This window comes from Marinobacter sp. F3R08 (assembly GCF_018860425.1).
In the GTDB taxonomy this organism is placed as follows: domain Bacteria; phylum Pseudomonadota; class Gammaproteobacteria; order Pseudomonadales; family Oleiphilaceae; genus Marinobacter.
The window spans coordinates 852936-867625 of sequence record NZ_JAHKPI010000025.1; the positions used below are offsets into that span (position 1 = coordinate 852936).

Genomic DNA, 14690 nt, shown 5'->3' on the forward strand with positions numbered 1-14690 from the left:
ATCATGGGTTCCTGGCACCCAGTGTCCCGACAACCGGACACTAAGACCAGAAACCCTTGAATATTGGCTTCGAATATCACCAAAAACCCTAATAAACAGTGAGTTAGGTATCTGGCACGGATTCTGTATCGGGGTCTTCCATAAAAACTAAAACTGCCTGAATAACAAATCGTTAAGCATTCTGTATTTCAATTTGCCCAGACAATAATAAGGAACAACTATGCGTTTAGTCTTTCTGGCTCTTTTGCTGGCCAGCCCCCTGTGTTTCGGTAAAACCGTTGCCATCATCCAGAGCTACCACCTCGAATACAAATGGGATGCAGACTATGTGGCTGCGCTGAAATCCGTGCTCGGCACGGAGCACGACATCCACGTTTTCGAACTCGACACCAAACGTCTGCCAAAATCAGAATGGCCAAAGAAAGTGGCTGAAATCCAGGGCAAGATCGCGGACGTCAAACCCGATGTCGCTATTCTCGGCGATGACAATGCTTTTACACTAATGGCCGATCATCTTGTCAGTCAGAAAATTCCGGTGGTATTCCTCGGTGTGAATGGCGGCCCCGCTCAACACCCTACTCTGGAAAACCCTCTGGTTACCGGAATACTTGAGCGACCGTTTTTTGCGGAAAGCATCCGTCATCTTCGGAAAATACTCCGGCAAAAACAGCGTTTCCTGGTTCTCATGGACAACTCACCCACCATGCAGAACGCCGTTAATGAGTACTTTGGAGACGACCGTCAGGCAACCATCTATGGCTCTGAACTGGATATCGTCCTGACCAACGACAGGGACACCTGGCTTGAAACTGTCGTTAATGCCCACGAGCGTTACGATGCGGTCGTACTCGGCACTCATCATACAATCCGTGACAAAGAGGGCGAGTACGTTATCCCTCATGATCTGCTTGAAGACGCCTTTCATCGGGCTCAACTCCCACTCTTTTCGTTCTGGGATATCTTTGTTGGCGAGGCACAAAGTATCGGGGGCTTCACTATTTCGGCGCACCAGGAGGGACTCACGGCAGCCCGCCTGGCATCACTGATTCTCAACGGCGTGAAACCGGACCGCATACCCCACTTGAAATCCCTGAGTGGCCACTACGTTTACAGTGAAAGCGGACTGGCACACTGGAACCTGCACCTGTCTCCCCTGATTGCCAGTCAGGCAAACTTCGTGAACTGAGCCCGATCCCTGCGCTCGTCGATAATCGCTGCACCGATCCAGATAATCTGGCACAGAACTTAAGATTCAATCGGTGCAGTCGATACCCGATAAAACAACACTATTAAAGGGCTACACTTTGGCTTCCTCATTCTTCGAAACCGCAGAACGAAAATTAGGTGTTCCCGGCAAACTACTGATTGCACCGGTTTTTATCCTTCTACTATTCGCGCTTGTAACCTTTTTCAGCATCTACCAGTTTCAGGTGCTGGACCAACGCATGAATACCGTGGCCCGGGATCTGGCACCAGATACCGCCATTGGCACCGACTCGGTGATCAGTGTGTACAGAATGCGACTTCGGGTTTTCGACTATTACTCGACAGGCCATGAAGAGATACTTGGCCAATTCGATCAGCTTGAGGCGGACTTTGATTCCGTCATGGTCAGAGCCCAGAAGGAAATTCAGGATCCTGAGCGCGCGCACCTTGTAGATCGCATCGAAGAGACCACCAATCAATATATCGATACCTTTCGTAATGAGCTGGTGCCTGTAAAACGTCAGGTTTTCAAGATCATTGATCAAAAACTCGATGAACACGGCCCTAATGCCACCAAGGCTCTCAGGCTTGCGCTCAACGGTATCGCTAACAGAGAGCCGGAAAGTGACCTCAGAGCCGGACTCGAACAGCTCCTGAACGATGCCCTGATCATGCGCATGACCGCGGAACGCTATCTGGCAAATGGTAATGAGGAGTCGAAAAAAGCACTGAGCTGGGCCATTGAAGATCTGTCCGATGCGCTGGAGCTTATCGACGCGGAAAATGGCCCCGAATTTGTCCAGGTTTATCTCAATACTGTGGTTCAGGAACTTGGTAGCTACCGCTCGGCCGTTCAGGAGATGCTGAAACAACAGAGCGTTCTGATAAACGTAAAATCCCAGAAACTGGATGTTCTGGGCCCTGAAATCGCAACAATGGCCCGCGAGCTTCAGGCCAGTATTTTCGAATCCCTTGGGAAAGAAGCCGATGAAGCCACCGCAGGAACCGATATTGCGCTTGAGTTCACACTCACCGCGTTTGTCGTCTCCGCGGTACTCGGGCTGATCGTTGCAATTGTAATGAGTCGTCTGATGGGCTCCAGCGTAAAGCGGGCAAAGACAGAGATCCTGGGTTATCTCAATGATATTGCTCATAACAAAGGTGATCTGTCGACCCGACTCACACCGGGTCGTCCGGATGAAATTGGAGATTTCATCGGCGCGGTCAATACCTTTCTGGAAACCCTTGAGGAAACGATCTCCAAAATAGTCACGGCGTCTCGCCGACTGACGGGAGAGTCCGAATCACTCTCCGGCATCACAGAACGTACCACCGCCAATTCTGAGCAACAGCGCGATCAGATTACGCAAGTGTCTGCGGCCATGCAGGAAATGGTTTCAACATCTGAAGAGATTGCCTCAAACACCAGTGATACCGACGAGTCAGCCCGCCGGGCCTCCTCGCTTGCTGACTCCGGCCAGGAGACCGTCGGTTCTGCCATTCGCGCGGTTACCAATCTCGCCAATCAGGTCGAGAAAGGGTCTACCCGAATACAGCAGCTGGAAAACGAATCTGCCGAGATTGGTAATGTGCTGGCTGTGATTCAGAGTATTGCAGAACAGACGAATCTTCTGGCATTGAACGCTGCAATCGAGGCCGCCAGGGCTGGCGACGCCGGACGCGGCTTCGCTGTTGTCGCTGATGAAGTCCGTGGCCTTGCGAAGCGGGTTCAGGAATCGACAGTCGACATTGAGCGCATCGTGTCCGAGCTTCAAAGTGGCGCAGCCGGTGCTGTAGTGGATATGAGCAAGGCCAGGCAAATGGCCGAGGAAGCCAACGAAGAAGCGAGCAAGTCGGGGGAGGCTTTGACTGACATTCTCTCGGCAGTCCACAGCATTGTTGAAATGACCACTCAGATCGCCAGCGCAACCGAACAGCAAAGAGCGACCGCTGCGGAGATGACTCAGAACGTGGAAATCAGCAGTAGCGCCATAGAAGATCTGGCGGGAGATATTTCTCACGTCAATCAGTCAAGCCGCTCTCTGGCGGACATGGCCGATGACCTGAACATTCTGGTAAGGCGCTTCCGCTCTGAGGAGTCCTGAACAGACAATGGCTGCGGTTGCTAGCCATGTCAGGAGAGCGTTAATCAGGACCGGATACCGTCGGGCATCCGTGGCGTGGCTATGCGCCCTGACAGCAGCGGTCAGCTGCCACGGAAAGCTCGAACTTCGGAAACGCTTATGCGGATCAGAATTTCCAGAACGGAGTGCTCAGTTTCTGCTGAACCAGTTCCGGCGGAAATCCGACGTCATTCAGCAGGTGACGATCCATGGTAAGCACCAAGTGGATAAAATTACGTTTCATCCGCCAGCCTTTGTACAGAGATGCAGCTTTTTTCATTTCATAACTCCTTGGTCAATCCGGAAATTCGGTCTATGAAAACCGGGATCTTGTTTAATTAGGATCCTATTCTAGGCTTGACGAGGAGCTTTATGAATACTTGGAAACCCCTATAAACAGGGGTCTCCCAGCATTTTCGAGTTTCCTTGGCGTGTTAACTTTGTTGCAGTTTCATGAAGCTTCGGCGTTTGAAATCAACACCTGATAGAGATCGTCTTTGAGTTGCGCCCGCCTCTGTTTCATACGGTGCAATTTGTCATCGCCAATGGGCGAGTCCCGCTTTTCCAGGCCTTCGATTTCGTGATCAAGTCCCGTGTACTCCCGGAGCTTTTCATTGAAGCTGACATCGTTGCTCTTGAGTTCTTGAATAAGATCCCGGAATTGGGGGAATTCTTTATGAAGCTCGTGGCTGGAAATGCCCATTGTTTAACTCTCCTTTCCTTTGCAGAGTGTTGATTACGGCTGATCACCTTCAGCATAGACGAGCCTGCCAGTTTCTGGGCGTCTTTGACAAATCGCTAATTACGCACGACGTTACATGGGTATAGCATGTCGGAATGTTATCCAGTTACGCCTCGGGACACTTGCGAATGACCTTTGCACGAATTACCGGCACCGGTTCTTACCTGCCTGACAACATTGTTACCAATAAAGACCTTGAAAAAATGGTCGACACAACCGACCAGTGGATTCGTGAGCGCACCGGAATCGAAAGGCGACATATTGCCGTCGAAGGCCAGACCACGGTGGATCTGGCCGAACAGGCGGCAAAGAACGCTATTGATGCGGCCGGCATCGACGCGAAAGACATTGATCTGATCGTGTTTGCCACCTCCACGCCGGACAAGATCTTTCCCAGCTCCGCGTGCATCCTTCAGGCCCGGCTCGGGATCCATGGCTGCCCTGCTTTCGATATTCAGGCTGTCTGCAGCGGGTTTGTCTACGCCCTGGCAACCGCCGAAAAGTTTATCAAGACCGGAAGCAGCAAGAAGGCCCTGGTCATCGGAGCCGAAGTCTTCTCCCGTATTATCAATTGGGAAGACCGGGGCACCTGCGTCCTGTTCGGTGACGGTGCCGGCGCTGTGATTCTCGAAGCAGATGAGGAAACCGGCATCCTTTCCACCCACATTCATGCCGATGGCCAGTACGAAGAACTTCTGCACGTACCTTGCGGCATTGCCGATGGCTACGATCAGGTAAAAGCCGGACGCGCGTTTGTGGAGATGAAGGGCAACGAAGTGTTCAAGGTGGCCGTCAATACGCTGGGCAAGATCGTTGACGAAACCCTTGAGGCCAACCAGATGAAGAAGTCGGATATCGACTGGCTGGTTCCGCATCAGGCCAATTTACGGATTATTTCCGCGACGGCCAGGAAACTGAATATGTCTATGGATCAGGTGGTCGTAACGGTTAATGAACATGGCAATACCTCTGCCGCGTCCATTCCGCTGGCCCTGGATGTGGCCGTCCGAGATGGGCGCATCAAACGCAATGAAGTGCTTCTTCTTGAAGCCTTCGGCGGCGGATTTACCTGGGGATCGGCGCTGCTAAGGTATTGATTTCCTCTTTGAGGATTGCCATCCGACCGGAAAACGAAACGGGCTTCAGCATCTGCTGAAGCCCGTTTTTCATTGTGTTTAGCGCACCCAGTCAGATATACTGTATTTTTATACAGTACAATCAACGCTCACTGCGAGGAATAACCATGGCAGTACAAGCAGTTTACTTCTCCGATAGGGACGGCCTGGATATGGCACTGAAAAATCCTGAGACGATGCTGTTCACTTCAAAAGCCGACGCCGACGCCCGCGACAAGGTGCTCGAACTGGCTGAAGAGATCCAGGTATTCCTGGGCCGCAAGGTTGAAGGCCTGGGGGATGATCTTGCCGAGCGCTGTGCCATGGCAATCGCCGAGGACAAAGACCTGTTCCAGAAGGCTCTCAAGAAGCCGGAACTGCTGAACTCAGAACAGGCATAAGAAAACAGGAGTGGCCTGCAACGGCCACCCCTTCCCTCACGCGACTGCTACCCAGTTGCCATTGTCATAACGCTGCACGCCCTGGCCAGACATCCGATGCAGACTGACCCACTGGTTTTCCACCAGTGCTGCTACATCATGTTGACGGTTCAGTACCGATTCAATGCGCTGGGCCGGTGCATCAATCAGCACGGTCAGGCGAAGCGGTTCGTGACGCCAGTAAGTGCCGTCGTGGACAGACTGTAATGGCAGGCCAATTCTCAGGCGTGCGCCATTGCCTTCCACCACACCAAGATTGCCACCAATCACCGAATGCAGAAGCTTGTTACCGGAACCATAGACATCCGGAACGGTTACCGACGCAAAGTACTGGAGGTTGATCCAGTTAGCGACAATCATTGGTGCACTGAGCAGCGCCTCCAGCAGACTGCCGTCCTCATCCAGGACCGGATCGTAATCATGCAGGAACACGCGGCCGGCAAGATCACAGCCGCGGGTTTTGCTACGCCTGGCGAAGACAATCGCGGCGTTGCTGGCCAAGCCCCACTCCGGCCGCACCTCGGACCAGTCGCGTGTGCGGGTTTCCATGGCCTGCTTCAGGCTGTCATCGTCCAGACCGTTCAATTTGAGCGGCGTAGCCCGCTCTTTACGCACACGGATTCCGGCCTCACCGAATCCCGCCTCAAGATCTGCCAGTTTGTGTCGGTGGGAATCGGGAATTAAATCGCGATCCAAAATGGTCACCCTGTCCGTCGCGGTGCAGTGCTCCGCTGCCACCGCCCAGGTAAAGTCCGGAATCTTGATGCCCTCGGCTGCCAGTCCCGCCCGAACCGCCCGATCATTCACCAGGCGAGCTGCAAGCCGCGCATTGACAGCGCCGCTCTTACCACCGCAGGCACCACAATCCAGACCCGCCTGATTCGGGTTGTTGTCGGTATGACTACCGTGTCCCACCAGGACCAGCAATGGGGCAAAGCCACCGGTTAGGGACATACCACGGAGCATGTTCGCAACCAGAGTCACTTTTTCGGCATCAGACAGCGGATCCCCCCCATGCGTGTGTACCAAGCGTCCTTCAACGTTCTGTTTCTGGCAGGCCCCAGGGCCGTTTTTCAATGAGTCTTTCACCAGTTTCCAGGCCCAGGCCAGACCAGTCGTCTCAACCAGGGTGAAGGTTGACAGGCTGCTGTACTTTGCCTTTCTCACTGATTCCCGCGCAATCTCCTTCTGGTCGAGCGTTCGATTCTCGGCTCTATCACTACTCAGGCTACCTTTGGTATCGATCAGCCGGTACGAGGCAGGCAAAAGGCCCGGCAGGCGGCGAGCCGGAGCATAAGGCCCGTGCTGCTTATGGTCTATTGGCATTCCGAAAAAACCGGCAAATCCCAGCGTTTGCACCCCCGGACAGACGTCCTCAAGATGGCGGCGCATCACTTCAGAGCGAACATCAATGCAGAATACGGCCTGGACATCCGGTGTATCATTTTCCGACTCGTACCGCGTTTGCTTTGCCGGAACAGACTCAAGCTCCCGCCACAAAGCACGCTGGTAACCTATTTCTAAAGCTCGCTGCCACACCCACTGCCTGTGGCGATCCTCGTCGTTTATGCCCTGACGTGCGCGGACCTTGTATTGCTGCCACGCGGCTTTCTGCCCCATCGAGGCCAGGGCAACACCGGCAGACTCCCATACCAGCATGATCGCCAGTATCTCCGCACAGCGTTCGGATGAACGACCCTCAAGGCCAGCCCTCCAGTCTTCTCCACGACACCACGATGCCCAGCCATTTACCCTCAACAACAAACTGTGACACAGAGCCTCCAACTCTGCCCCAGGGAGGCCAATCAGCTTTATCGCTTCCTGTATGGCCTCTTCTCTGTCGTCAGACACCAATTTAAAGAACGCTCTCGCGCCTTTGAGGCCCGTGCGGAAATCGAGTGCCAAGTCCATTCGGATGGACTCCAGCCAGAAGCTGAACAGGCTCGCTTCTGCACTATTGCCTTCCGGAGACCAGCGGCCTTGTCGCTGATCAAAAAACGCACCACACACACCAGAAACCTGATCACAGACCGCATCAGCCAAACCGCTGACGTCATCGTCACCGCTCTCCTCCCTGAAAGTATCCAGAATGGAAATCCTTGGCGGCGCCGTTGGCGCTGTCTTCCCATCAAGCCAATCGAGATACCAGTCCATAGTGCGCCCACTGCCATGCTCGGCAATGCTTGCCTGCAGATCATCCGTGCGAATCCGACCACCCTCCCAGGCTTCCAGGTAATAATCCCGAGGCATCAGTATGCTGAACCCTCCTCGCTCACTGAGCACCTGATCAGCTCGTGAGGCAGACCGGTGACGAATCCCCCAGAACGGATTCACCGCAATCCACTGATCGAGAGGCCAAACCGGAGCGATCAGGTCGCAAGCCTGCCTGAATGGCTCCCGCCAGCTATCGTTCACTGCTTTCAACTCAGGTACCGACACGCAAACGTGACTCATGATTTCTTCTCCAGTCTGAACGGATGATGGGGAACCCGACGGAGCATGGTGGGAACTTTCAGGGCTTCCGCCGCAAGAAAGCGTGTCAGCCTGTCAAACGGCACCTCAAGGTATAGCCCCTGCCGGAAATGGGAGCAAAGGGCTCGGGATATCGGGAAGCGGGCTCCGAACACGATCATCAGGGAACAGGCGGCCAACAAGGTAACCATTGCAGAACCAACTGCCCAGGCCGCAGCCGGAATATCAAATCCCTCATGTACCGGCACGGCCGGGCCAACGAGAAAATGCAGCAGCGAATAAGCAGGAACCAGGCACACTGCCAGGCCCGCAAGCCGCAATTTCACTGCGACAGTGGCTCCGGCCGGAATACCCATGGCTGCCGCAGACACCGCCAGCACCAGCAACGCTCCAAATACCGGATTGTTCTCAACAATCCAGGGCGCCTGAACCAGGATGGTAGCCGCCACCAGCCCGGTAGCGCCTGCCCAGAGCAGTCGACTGAACGACGGGGACTCAGGGAAAGGGCTTGCCGCCGATACGCCCACGGTGCGGCCAGAAGCAAGGAATGAGTGCGCCTTATACAACGAGTGAGCCAGAAGGTGCAGCAAGGCCAGGGTGTAGGCCCCCATTCCGATTTCGAACAGCATGAATCCCATCTGGGCACAGGTTGACCAAGCCAGAGCATGTTTGACCGAGTACTGCGTCATCATGGTCAGGACGGCGACAACCGCGGTTATTCCACCAATCACCAGCAGAATCATATGGCCAGCAGTAAATCCATCGAACACCGGGAACAGGCGCAACCAAAGGAACCCGCCCAGATTGATAACCCCGGCATGGAGCAGCGCTGATACCGGCGTCGGCGCTTCCATCACGCGGATGAGCCAGCCGTGGAAGGGAATCTGGGCACACTTGAGTACTGCTGCAAGTGCCAGGGAAATCGAAGCAATCGTCAACGCCGTGGATCCACCAGCACCGAGCGTCTCACTCTGTACCATATCCGGCAGGTAGAAGGTGCCGTAATGCAGATACAGGGCAACCACACCGGAGACAACCAGTACATCACCTACTCGGCTGACAATGAATTTCTGGACTGCCGCCAGGCGAGCCTCAGGGCGCTCCTGATAGAGGGTGAGCAAATGATGCAAGGCAAGGCTGATACCAATCCAGGCGCCCGCCAGAATCAACAGGTGGTTGGTGAAAACCAGAACCAGAACCAACGCAACCGTCAGCAGAAACCAGGGCAGGAAGCGGTCGCGACCTGGATCCTGCTTCAGATAGTTGTCAGCAAACCGCAGAATCACCCAGCCAATGAAGGCCACCATCAAGGCCATCCAGACCGAAATCCCTGTCGGGTAAAGTCCGAAGCGACCGCCCAGCGCCGCCAATGAGCTGCTACCTGCGCCGGACTGGACCAGCAACAACAGGGCCACCATCAGAGAAGCCCCCATGGAGGACATCAATATCCATCCAGCCACGGCCCAACAGTGATTGAGTTTCAGAGAACTCTTCAACCAGCTACTCAGCCCGGCCAACATGAATAGACTCAGCGGCAGCATCAGCCAGATGCCTAAGACCAGTAGTGACGAAAACTCAGCGATTGGATTCATAGTCGCAAACCTCCTGTGTGGCGCTACTTTGCCTCCACTCGCCTCATTTAGAAAATGGTTTATACTGATCGCTTCATTCTGTTTTTGAGAACGAACACCTCATGAAGCTGAACTATCACCATCTCTTCTACTTCTGGAAGGTTGCCCGAACCGGGCATCTCACACGTGCCGCAGAGTCGCTGCATATTTCCCAGTCGGCCCTTTCGGGCCAGATCAGGAAGCTGGAAGAAAGCCTGGGGCATGATCTTTTTATCCGGGAAGGACGGCGCCTGAAGCTCTCCGAGGCGGGCAGAATGGCGTTTTCCTATGCAGAGGACATTTTCAGACAGGGCGAAGAGCTGACGGCACTGTTCGACTCGGGCTCTCAACCGAATCGCGAGATTCTTCGTATCGGTGCTGTCGCCACGCTGTCCCGGAACTTTCAGGAGGGTTTCCTCCAGCCTCTGCTCAACCGGGAAGACCTGGAGCTGAGCCTGCAAAGCAGCCACATTGATGACCTGCTACGACGCCTCTCAGCCCACAGGCTGCACCTGATCCTTGCCAATCAGGCAGTTCACGGAGACGAACAGAATCCCTGGCGCTCGCGCCTGATCGCCAGGCAACCTGTGAGCATCATTGGCCCACCGGGAATGGATGTTGAGGGAGATTTTGCCGATGTGCTTGGCGACAGGCGCCTGATCGTTCCCGGACCAGACAACAACGTACGTCAGGCGTTTGACCAACTGTGCGAATACCACAAACTCAGGCCGAACATTGCTGCCGAGGTCGACGACATGGCCTTGATGCGGCTTCTGACTCGAGACACCGGTTACTTTGCGATCATGCCCCCCGTTGTGGTCAGGGATGAAATGAAGAACGGAACCCTTGCAGATTATGGTGCCCTGCCCGGCGTATTCGAAGAATTCTATGCCATCAGTATTCGGCGACAGTTCCAGTCTCCGGCTTTACGGGAATTATTGTCCCAAACGCCTGACAGTTCTCTCACCCGAACACCAATTGGTCTTTCTGACTAGTTCGTCTGGTTTAAAAGGTCATCCTTCAGAACGGTTCACATCCGTATACTGAGTCTGAATGATCACAATAATAAATCCGGACACTCATCATGACCCACAACAGCACGTCTGGGCGCCCATCCGTTCTGATCATCGGTAGCGGATTTGGCGGCCTCGGAATGGCCATCAAACTCAAGCAGGCCAGCTTCACGGACTTTACCCTGTTGGAAAAATCCGACCGTGTTGGGGGCACCTGGCGGGATAACACTTACCCCGGCGCCGCCTGTGACGTGCAGTCTCATCTCTACTCCTATTCATTTGAGCCAAAGCACGACTGGTCACGGAAGTTCGGTTTGCAGCAGGAAATCCTCGGGTACATGGAGCGTTGTGTCGAGAAATACCGGCTTGCCGATCACATCAGGTTTCATGCCGAAGTGCAGCAGGCAACGTTTGACGAGCCCTCCAACCAATGGACGGTGACCCTGGCAAACGGCGAGCAACTGACTGCCAACGTCCTTATTACTGCCACGGGACAACTCAATCAGCCCGCCTGGCCCCGGCTCAATGGCCTTGAACAATTCACCGGCAAGGTCTTTCATTCCGCCCGCTGGGCTCACGATTATGATCTTTCCGGTAAACGGGTCGCAGTTATCGGCACGGGCGCCAGCGCTATCCAGTTCGTCCCGGAGATTGCACCCAAGGTGGCCCGACTGGATCTCTTCCAGCGCTCCGGTGCGTGGGTTCTTCCAAAGCCGGATCGCGCTTTCAAACGGTGGGAGCACACTCTGTTCAGAAGAATTCCGGTCTGGGACCGTCTCTACCGTTACCTGATCTATTGGAAGAACGAGAGTCGGGCATTAGCGTTCACCAGATTCCGCTGGCTATTGGAATTTCGCGCCAGGCAATCAAAGCGGGATGCGCAGAGGCTGGTCACCGACTCGACAAAATTAAAGCACATCATTCCCGACTACTCATTCGGGTGTAAACGAATCCTGATCTCCAACGACTGGTACCCGGCCATAAACCGGAGCAACGTGAATCTGGTTACCAATCCGATAGACCGAATCGACGAAACCGGCGTCTTTACCTCAGATGGTCACCATCATGCCGTGGATGCCATCATCTGCGGAACCGGTTTCCGGGCTTCGGAGTTTCTCTCACCCATCCAGATTACCGGCCGGGGCGGCAAGAGCCTGAACGAAGCCTGGCAAACCGGTGCTGCCGCCTTCAAAGGCATCACCGTCAGCGGATTCCCGAACATGTTCATGTTGTATGGGCCGAATACCAACCTGGCCCACAACTCCATCCTCTATATGCTGGAATCCCAGTTTCACTATGTTCTGGGCTGCCTGGAATCGCTTGAGCAATACCCCCATTCCGCCATGGATGTACGTCAGGACCGACAGGACCGCTTTACCCATGTCGTGCAGCAGAGCCTGAAAAACAAGGTTTGGAGCTCTGGCTGCACCTCCTGGTACCTGGATGCCAATGGCCGGAACACCATCAACTGGCCGGGATTCACGTTCACCTATCGGTTTGCCACCCGCCGGGTGGACACCGCCGATTACCAGTTTCTGTACCCCGAGACTCCTAACTAACTTCCTTTGCGCATTCACGCTTGAAGCACAATTACATTCATAGGATGATTGGGTTATTGATTCGAAGGATGACAAACACCATGCTGGAACCTATCCGCAAAGGATCTCTGGTTGAGACGGCTATCGATAGCCTTAAACATGCCATTGAGAGTGGCGACTGGTCGGTTGGCGATCGCCTGCCTGTGGAGTCGGAACTGTCTGGCTCCCTGGGGGTTAGTCGCAATACCGTTCGCGAGGCAGTTCGGGTTCTGGTGCACGTGGGAATGCTGGAAACCCGCCAGGGTGACGGCACCTATGTGCGCGCCACCCGCGATGCCGGAGAAACACTCCGCAGAATTGCTCGCACCCAGCTGACGGATCAGCTGGAGGTTAGAATCATGCTGGAAACAGAAGCCGCCAAACTGGCCGCGGGCAATCGAACCGACCAGGACCTGCACGATATGACCTCCGCCCTGGATGCCCGCGCCAGAGCCGGAACCGACCTGCAGGCTCGCATACACCACGATGAAGCCTTCCATCACGCTCTGGTAGCTGCCTCCCATAACTCAGCACTGGTCGAACTCTACGACTACTTTTCGCATGCCGTCAGCCAGACCATTGAGCAGACCGAAACCGATGCCGGCCTGCCTGAACCCTCCCAGGAAGACCATGAATTGCTGTTTGCTGCCATCAGACAACGGAATGAGGGCAAAGCTGAGGCGCTGGCCAGAGAACTTTTGAAGCCCAGCCTTCGGGCACTCAAGCGTCGGGAGTCCTGAGTCATGAAATTCCGGATCGATTTCTTCACCCTGTTACTGCTCGGCGCCATCGTATTGGCCACGTTCCTGCCCGCCACAGGACAGGCAGGCGAGGCACTGGCAACGGCTGGAACAATTGCAGTCGCCCTGCTCTTCTTCTTTCATGGCGCCGCGCTGTCCAGGGAACAGATCATTGCTGGAGCCACCCACTGGCGGTTGCACATCCTGATCACCTCGCTCACGTTTGTATTCTTCCCGCTCGCGGTACTGCCGATCAACGGTTTCAGTGAGATAGCGCCGTCCTGGATGCCCAAGGACCTGGGACTGGGGTTTCTGTATCTGGGAGTGCTTCCCTCTGCGGTCTCTTCCTCTATCGCCTATACCGCGATGGCCCGGGGCAATGTGCCCGCGGCTATCTGCAGCGCAGCCGCCTCCAATGTCTTCGGCATGATGCTGACCCCTTTCCTGCTATTGCTGCTGGTGAGCAAATCGGGCAGTGGGGACTTCGCTATAGCTGAAGCCCTGAAGGACATCATCCTGCAACTGCTATTGCCCTTTGCGGTAGGTCATGCACTGAGACCCTGGCTCGGTGGCTTTCTTGGCAGAAACGAATCGCTGATGTCCCGATATGACCAATGCGTCATCTGGCTGATTGTTTACTCCGCGTTCTCACACTCGGTCGAAAGCGGCTTATGGCAAAATCTGCCGTTGCACGCCATCCTGTTTGCCATCGGGCTATGCCTTGGTTTGCTCCTGCTGTTCATGGTGTTTGCGAGGTTTCTGGTGCGACGCTTCGGCTTTAGCCTGGAAGACGAGGCTGCGGTCGTGTTCTGCGGCTCGAAAAAGAGCCTCGCGTCTGGCCTTCCGATGGCCAAGGTTCTATTTTCCGGCCACCCTGGTTTTGGCATGATCGTGTTACCAATCATGTGCTACAACCAGATTCAGGTGATCGTTGGAGCCATTCTGGCCCAGAAATACCGTGAAAAAATTGAGCGGGCTAATGCCGATAAGGTGAGCTGACGGAGCAGCGGCGTTACCCGCCCCCCATCCCGCCAAACAATGTGGTGAGAATCACCAGGCCAACAATCCAGCCAATAACCGCGGGCCAGAAATTCACCATCTGGGGTGGCTGTTCAGCCTGGTCGCTTGCCACGCCTGGTTCCCGGCCCTCGCCTTCATCTTCAATCTCAGAAGCTTCTTCAACGGAAAACCAGCCAAACCAGTCTCCGAGGAACTGGGCTACCGAAACCGGGAAGGTGCCGTTTTCTGCCATCGGACGTACCTGGGGTTCAAGTTGTCGGCCTATCTCGTGCCGCAGTGGTGGCTCATCGGCGGGTGGTTCGCCAAGAATCGCTTTCCAGATACCCGGATCCTTGCTTCGGGAGGCATCATTGAGCAATGCCTTGACCTGTATGACGACCTCGCGGACAACCTGCCCTTCGTTTGCATCCAGAGGGCGCTGCGCCTCCTCGTGAGCCTGACGCTCAGGCTGCCCGGAGTCCGTAACCGCTGTTATCGGCGCCGGAGCATCACCAACGGCTTCCCGAAAGGCCTGTTCCAGAGTTCGGGCCTCCTCTTCAGAGGCAAACTTGAGTTGCTGCTCATAAGCATCCTGAATTCTCCGGCGGTCACCGGTTGGTTCAATTCCTAGGATTTCCCAACAATTCATACGG

Annotated in this window: 13 protein-coding genes; 8 read left to right on the forward strand and 5 right to left on the reverse strand. The window is 54.9% G+C overall.

Going from position 1 to position 14690, the window contains the following annotated elements:
* Window positions 1-220 precede the first annotated feature (220 nt).
* The gene (locus KO499_RS19240; RefSeq protein ID WP_215985354.1) at window positions 221-1186 is read left to right on the forward strand and encodes an ABC transporter substrate-binding protein; all 966 of its coding nucleotides are present in this window, start codon (window positions 221-223) and stop codon (window positions 1184-1186) included.
* Window positions 1187-1304: 118 nt separating this feature from the next.
* Window positions 1305-3311: a methyl-accepting chemotaxis protein gene (locus tag KO499_RS19245; protein WP_228340050.1), complete on the forward strand. Its 2007-nt coding sequence runs from the start codon at window positions 1305-1307 to the stop codon at window positions 3309-3311.
* A gap of 145 nt (window positions 3312-3456) precedes the next feature.
* Here KO499_RS19245 and KO499_RS19250 read toward each other — a convergent pair whose 3' ends face one another.
* Both KO499_RS19250 and KO499_RS19255 read right to left on the reverse strand, forming a co-directional pair.
* A complete protein-coding gene (locus KO499_RS19250; RefSeq protein WP_215985355.1) occupies window positions 3457-3609 on the reverse strand; it encodes a hypothetical protein in 153 nt (50 codons plus the stop codon).
* Window positions 3610-3780: 171 nt separating this feature from the next.
* Complete coding sequence (locus KO499_RS19255) at window positions 3781-4032, reverse strand: YdcH family protein (RefSeq protein WP_215985356.1); 252 nt, start codon at window positions 4030-4032, stop codon at window positions 3781-3783.
* 167 nt (window positions 4033-4199) lie between these two features.
* On the opposite strand from KO499_RS19255, the gene KO499_RS19260 reads away from it, so the two are divergent.
* On the forward strand, window positions 4200-5168 hold the full coding sequence (locus tag KO499_RS19260; protein WP_215985357.1) for a beta-ketoacyl-ACP synthase III: 969 nt from the start codon (window positions 4200-4202) through the stop codon (window positions 5166-5168).
* A 146-nt stretch (window positions 5169-5314) separates the two neighbouring features.
* The gene (locus KO499_RS19265; RefSeq protein ID WP_215985358.1) at window positions 5315-5587 is read left to right on the forward strand and encodes a YebG family protein; all 273 of its coding nucleotides are present in this window, start codon (window positions 5315-5317) and stop codon (window positions 5585-5587) included.
* A 36-nt stretch (window positions 5588-5623) separates the two neighbouring features.
* Here the strand turns inward: KO499_RS19265 and KO499_RS19270 are convergent, their stop codons facing one another.
* Both KO499_RS19270 and KO499_RS19275 read right to left on the reverse strand, forming a co-directional pair.
* Window positions 5624-8080, reverse strand: a complete 2457-nt coding sequence (locus tag KO499_RS19270) for a YbcC family protein (protein WP_215985359.1) — start codon at window positions 8078-8080, stop codon at window positions 5624-5626.
* Complete coding sequence (locus KO499_RS19275; protein ID WP_215985360.1) at window positions 8077-9690, reverse strand: NADH-quinone oxidoreductase subunit L; 1614 nt, start codon at window positions 9688-9690, stop codon at window positions 8077-8079. Before KO499_RS19275 ends, KO499_RS19270 begins: the two co-directional genes overlap by 4 nt.
* A gap of 101 nt (window positions 9691-9791) precedes the next feature.
* Between KO499_RS19275 and KO499_RS19280 the strand changes: the two genes are divergently transcribed.
* The 4 genes from KO499_RS19280 to KO499_RS19295 all read left to right on the forward strand — a co-directional run bounded on the left by KO499_RS19280 (window position 9792) and on the right by KO499_RS19295 (window position 14037).
* Window positions 9792-10703 (forward strand): LysR family transcriptional regulator, encoded by a 912-nt coding sequence (locus KO499_RS19280; protein ID WP_215985361.1) that lies wholly within the window; start codon window positions 9792-9794, stop codon window positions 10701-10703.
* Between the two features lie 89 nt (window positions 10704-10792).
* Complete coding sequence (locus KO499_RS19285; protein WP_215985362.1) at window positions 10793-12280, forward strand: flavin-containing monooxygenase; 1488 nt, start codon at window positions 10793-10795, stop codon at window positions 12278-12280.
* Between the two features lie 80 nt (window positions 12281-12360).
* Window positions 12361-13038: a FadR/GntR family transcriptional regulator gene (locus tag KO499_RS19290; RefSeq protein ID WP_215985363.1), complete on the forward strand. Its 678-nt coding sequence runs from the start codon at window positions 12361-12363 to the stop codon at window positions 13036-13038.
* A gap of 3 nt (window positions 13039-13041) precedes the next feature.
* Window positions 13042-14037, forward strand: a complete 996-nt coding sequence (locus KO499_RS19295) for a bile acid:sodium symporter family protein (RefSeq protein WP_215985364.1) — start codon at window positions 13042-13044, stop codon at window positions 14035-14037.
* Window positions 14038-14050: 13 nt separating this feature from the next.
* On the opposite strand, the gene KO499_RS19300 is transcribed toward KO499_RS19295, so the two are convergent.
* A complete protein-coding gene (locus tag KO499_RS19300) occupies window positions 14051-14686 on the reverse strand; it encodes a J domain-containing protein (RefSeq protein WP_215985365.1) in 636 nt (211 codons plus the stop codon).
* Window positions 14687-14690: the final 4 nt, after the last annotated feature.

Bases quoted from the DNA above. Each gene is read 5' to 3' on its own strand.
- KO499_RS19240 (WP_215985354.1), top strand. From the start codon at position 221: ATGCGTTTAGTCTTTCTGGCTCTTTTGCTGGCCAGCCCCCTGTGTTTC.
- KO499_RS19250 (WP_215985355.1), bottom strand. From the start codon at position 3,609: ATGAAAAAAGCTGCATCTCTGTACAAAGGCTGGCGGATGAAACGTAAT.
- KO499_RS19255 (WP_215985356.1), bottom strand. From the start codon at position 4,032: ATGGGCATTTCCAGCCACGAGCTTCATAAAGAATTCCCCCAATTCCGG.
- KO499_RS19260 (WP_215985357.1), top strand. From the start codon at position 4,200: ATGACCTTTGCACGAATTACCGGCACCGGTTCTTACCTGCCTGACAAC.
- KO499_RS19265 (WP_215985358.1), top strand. From the start codon at position 5,315: ATGGCAGTACAAGCAGTTTACTTCTCCGATAGGGACGGCCTGGATATG.
- KO499_RS19270 (WP_215985359.1), bottom strand. From the start codon at position 8,080: ATGAGTCACGTTTGCGTGTCGGTACCTGAGTTGAAAGCAGTGAACGAT.
- KO499_RS19275 (WP_215985360.1), bottom strand. From the start codon at position 9,690: ATGAATCCAATCGCTGAGTTTTCGTCACTACTGGTCTTAGGCATCTGG.
- KO499_RS19280 (WP_215985361.1), top strand. From the start codon at position 9,792: ATGAAGCTGAACTATCACCATCTCTTCTACTTCTGGAAGGTTGCCCGA.
- KO499_RS19285 (WP_215985362.1), top strand. From the start codon at position 10,793: ATGACCCACAACAGCACGTCTGGGCGCCCATCCGTTCTGATCATCGGT.
- KO499_RS19290 (WP_215985363.1), top strand. From the start codon at position 12,361: ATGCTGGAACCTATCCGCAAAGGATCTCTGGTTGAGACGGCTATCGAT.
- KO499_RS19295 (WP_215985364.1), top strand. From the start codon at position 13,042: ATGAAATTCCGGATCGATTTCTTCACCCTGTTACTGCTCGGCGCCATC.
- KO499_RS19300 (WP_215985365.1), bottom strand. From the start codon at position 14,686: ATGAATTGTTGGGAAATCCTAGGAATTGAACCAACCGGTGACCGCCGG.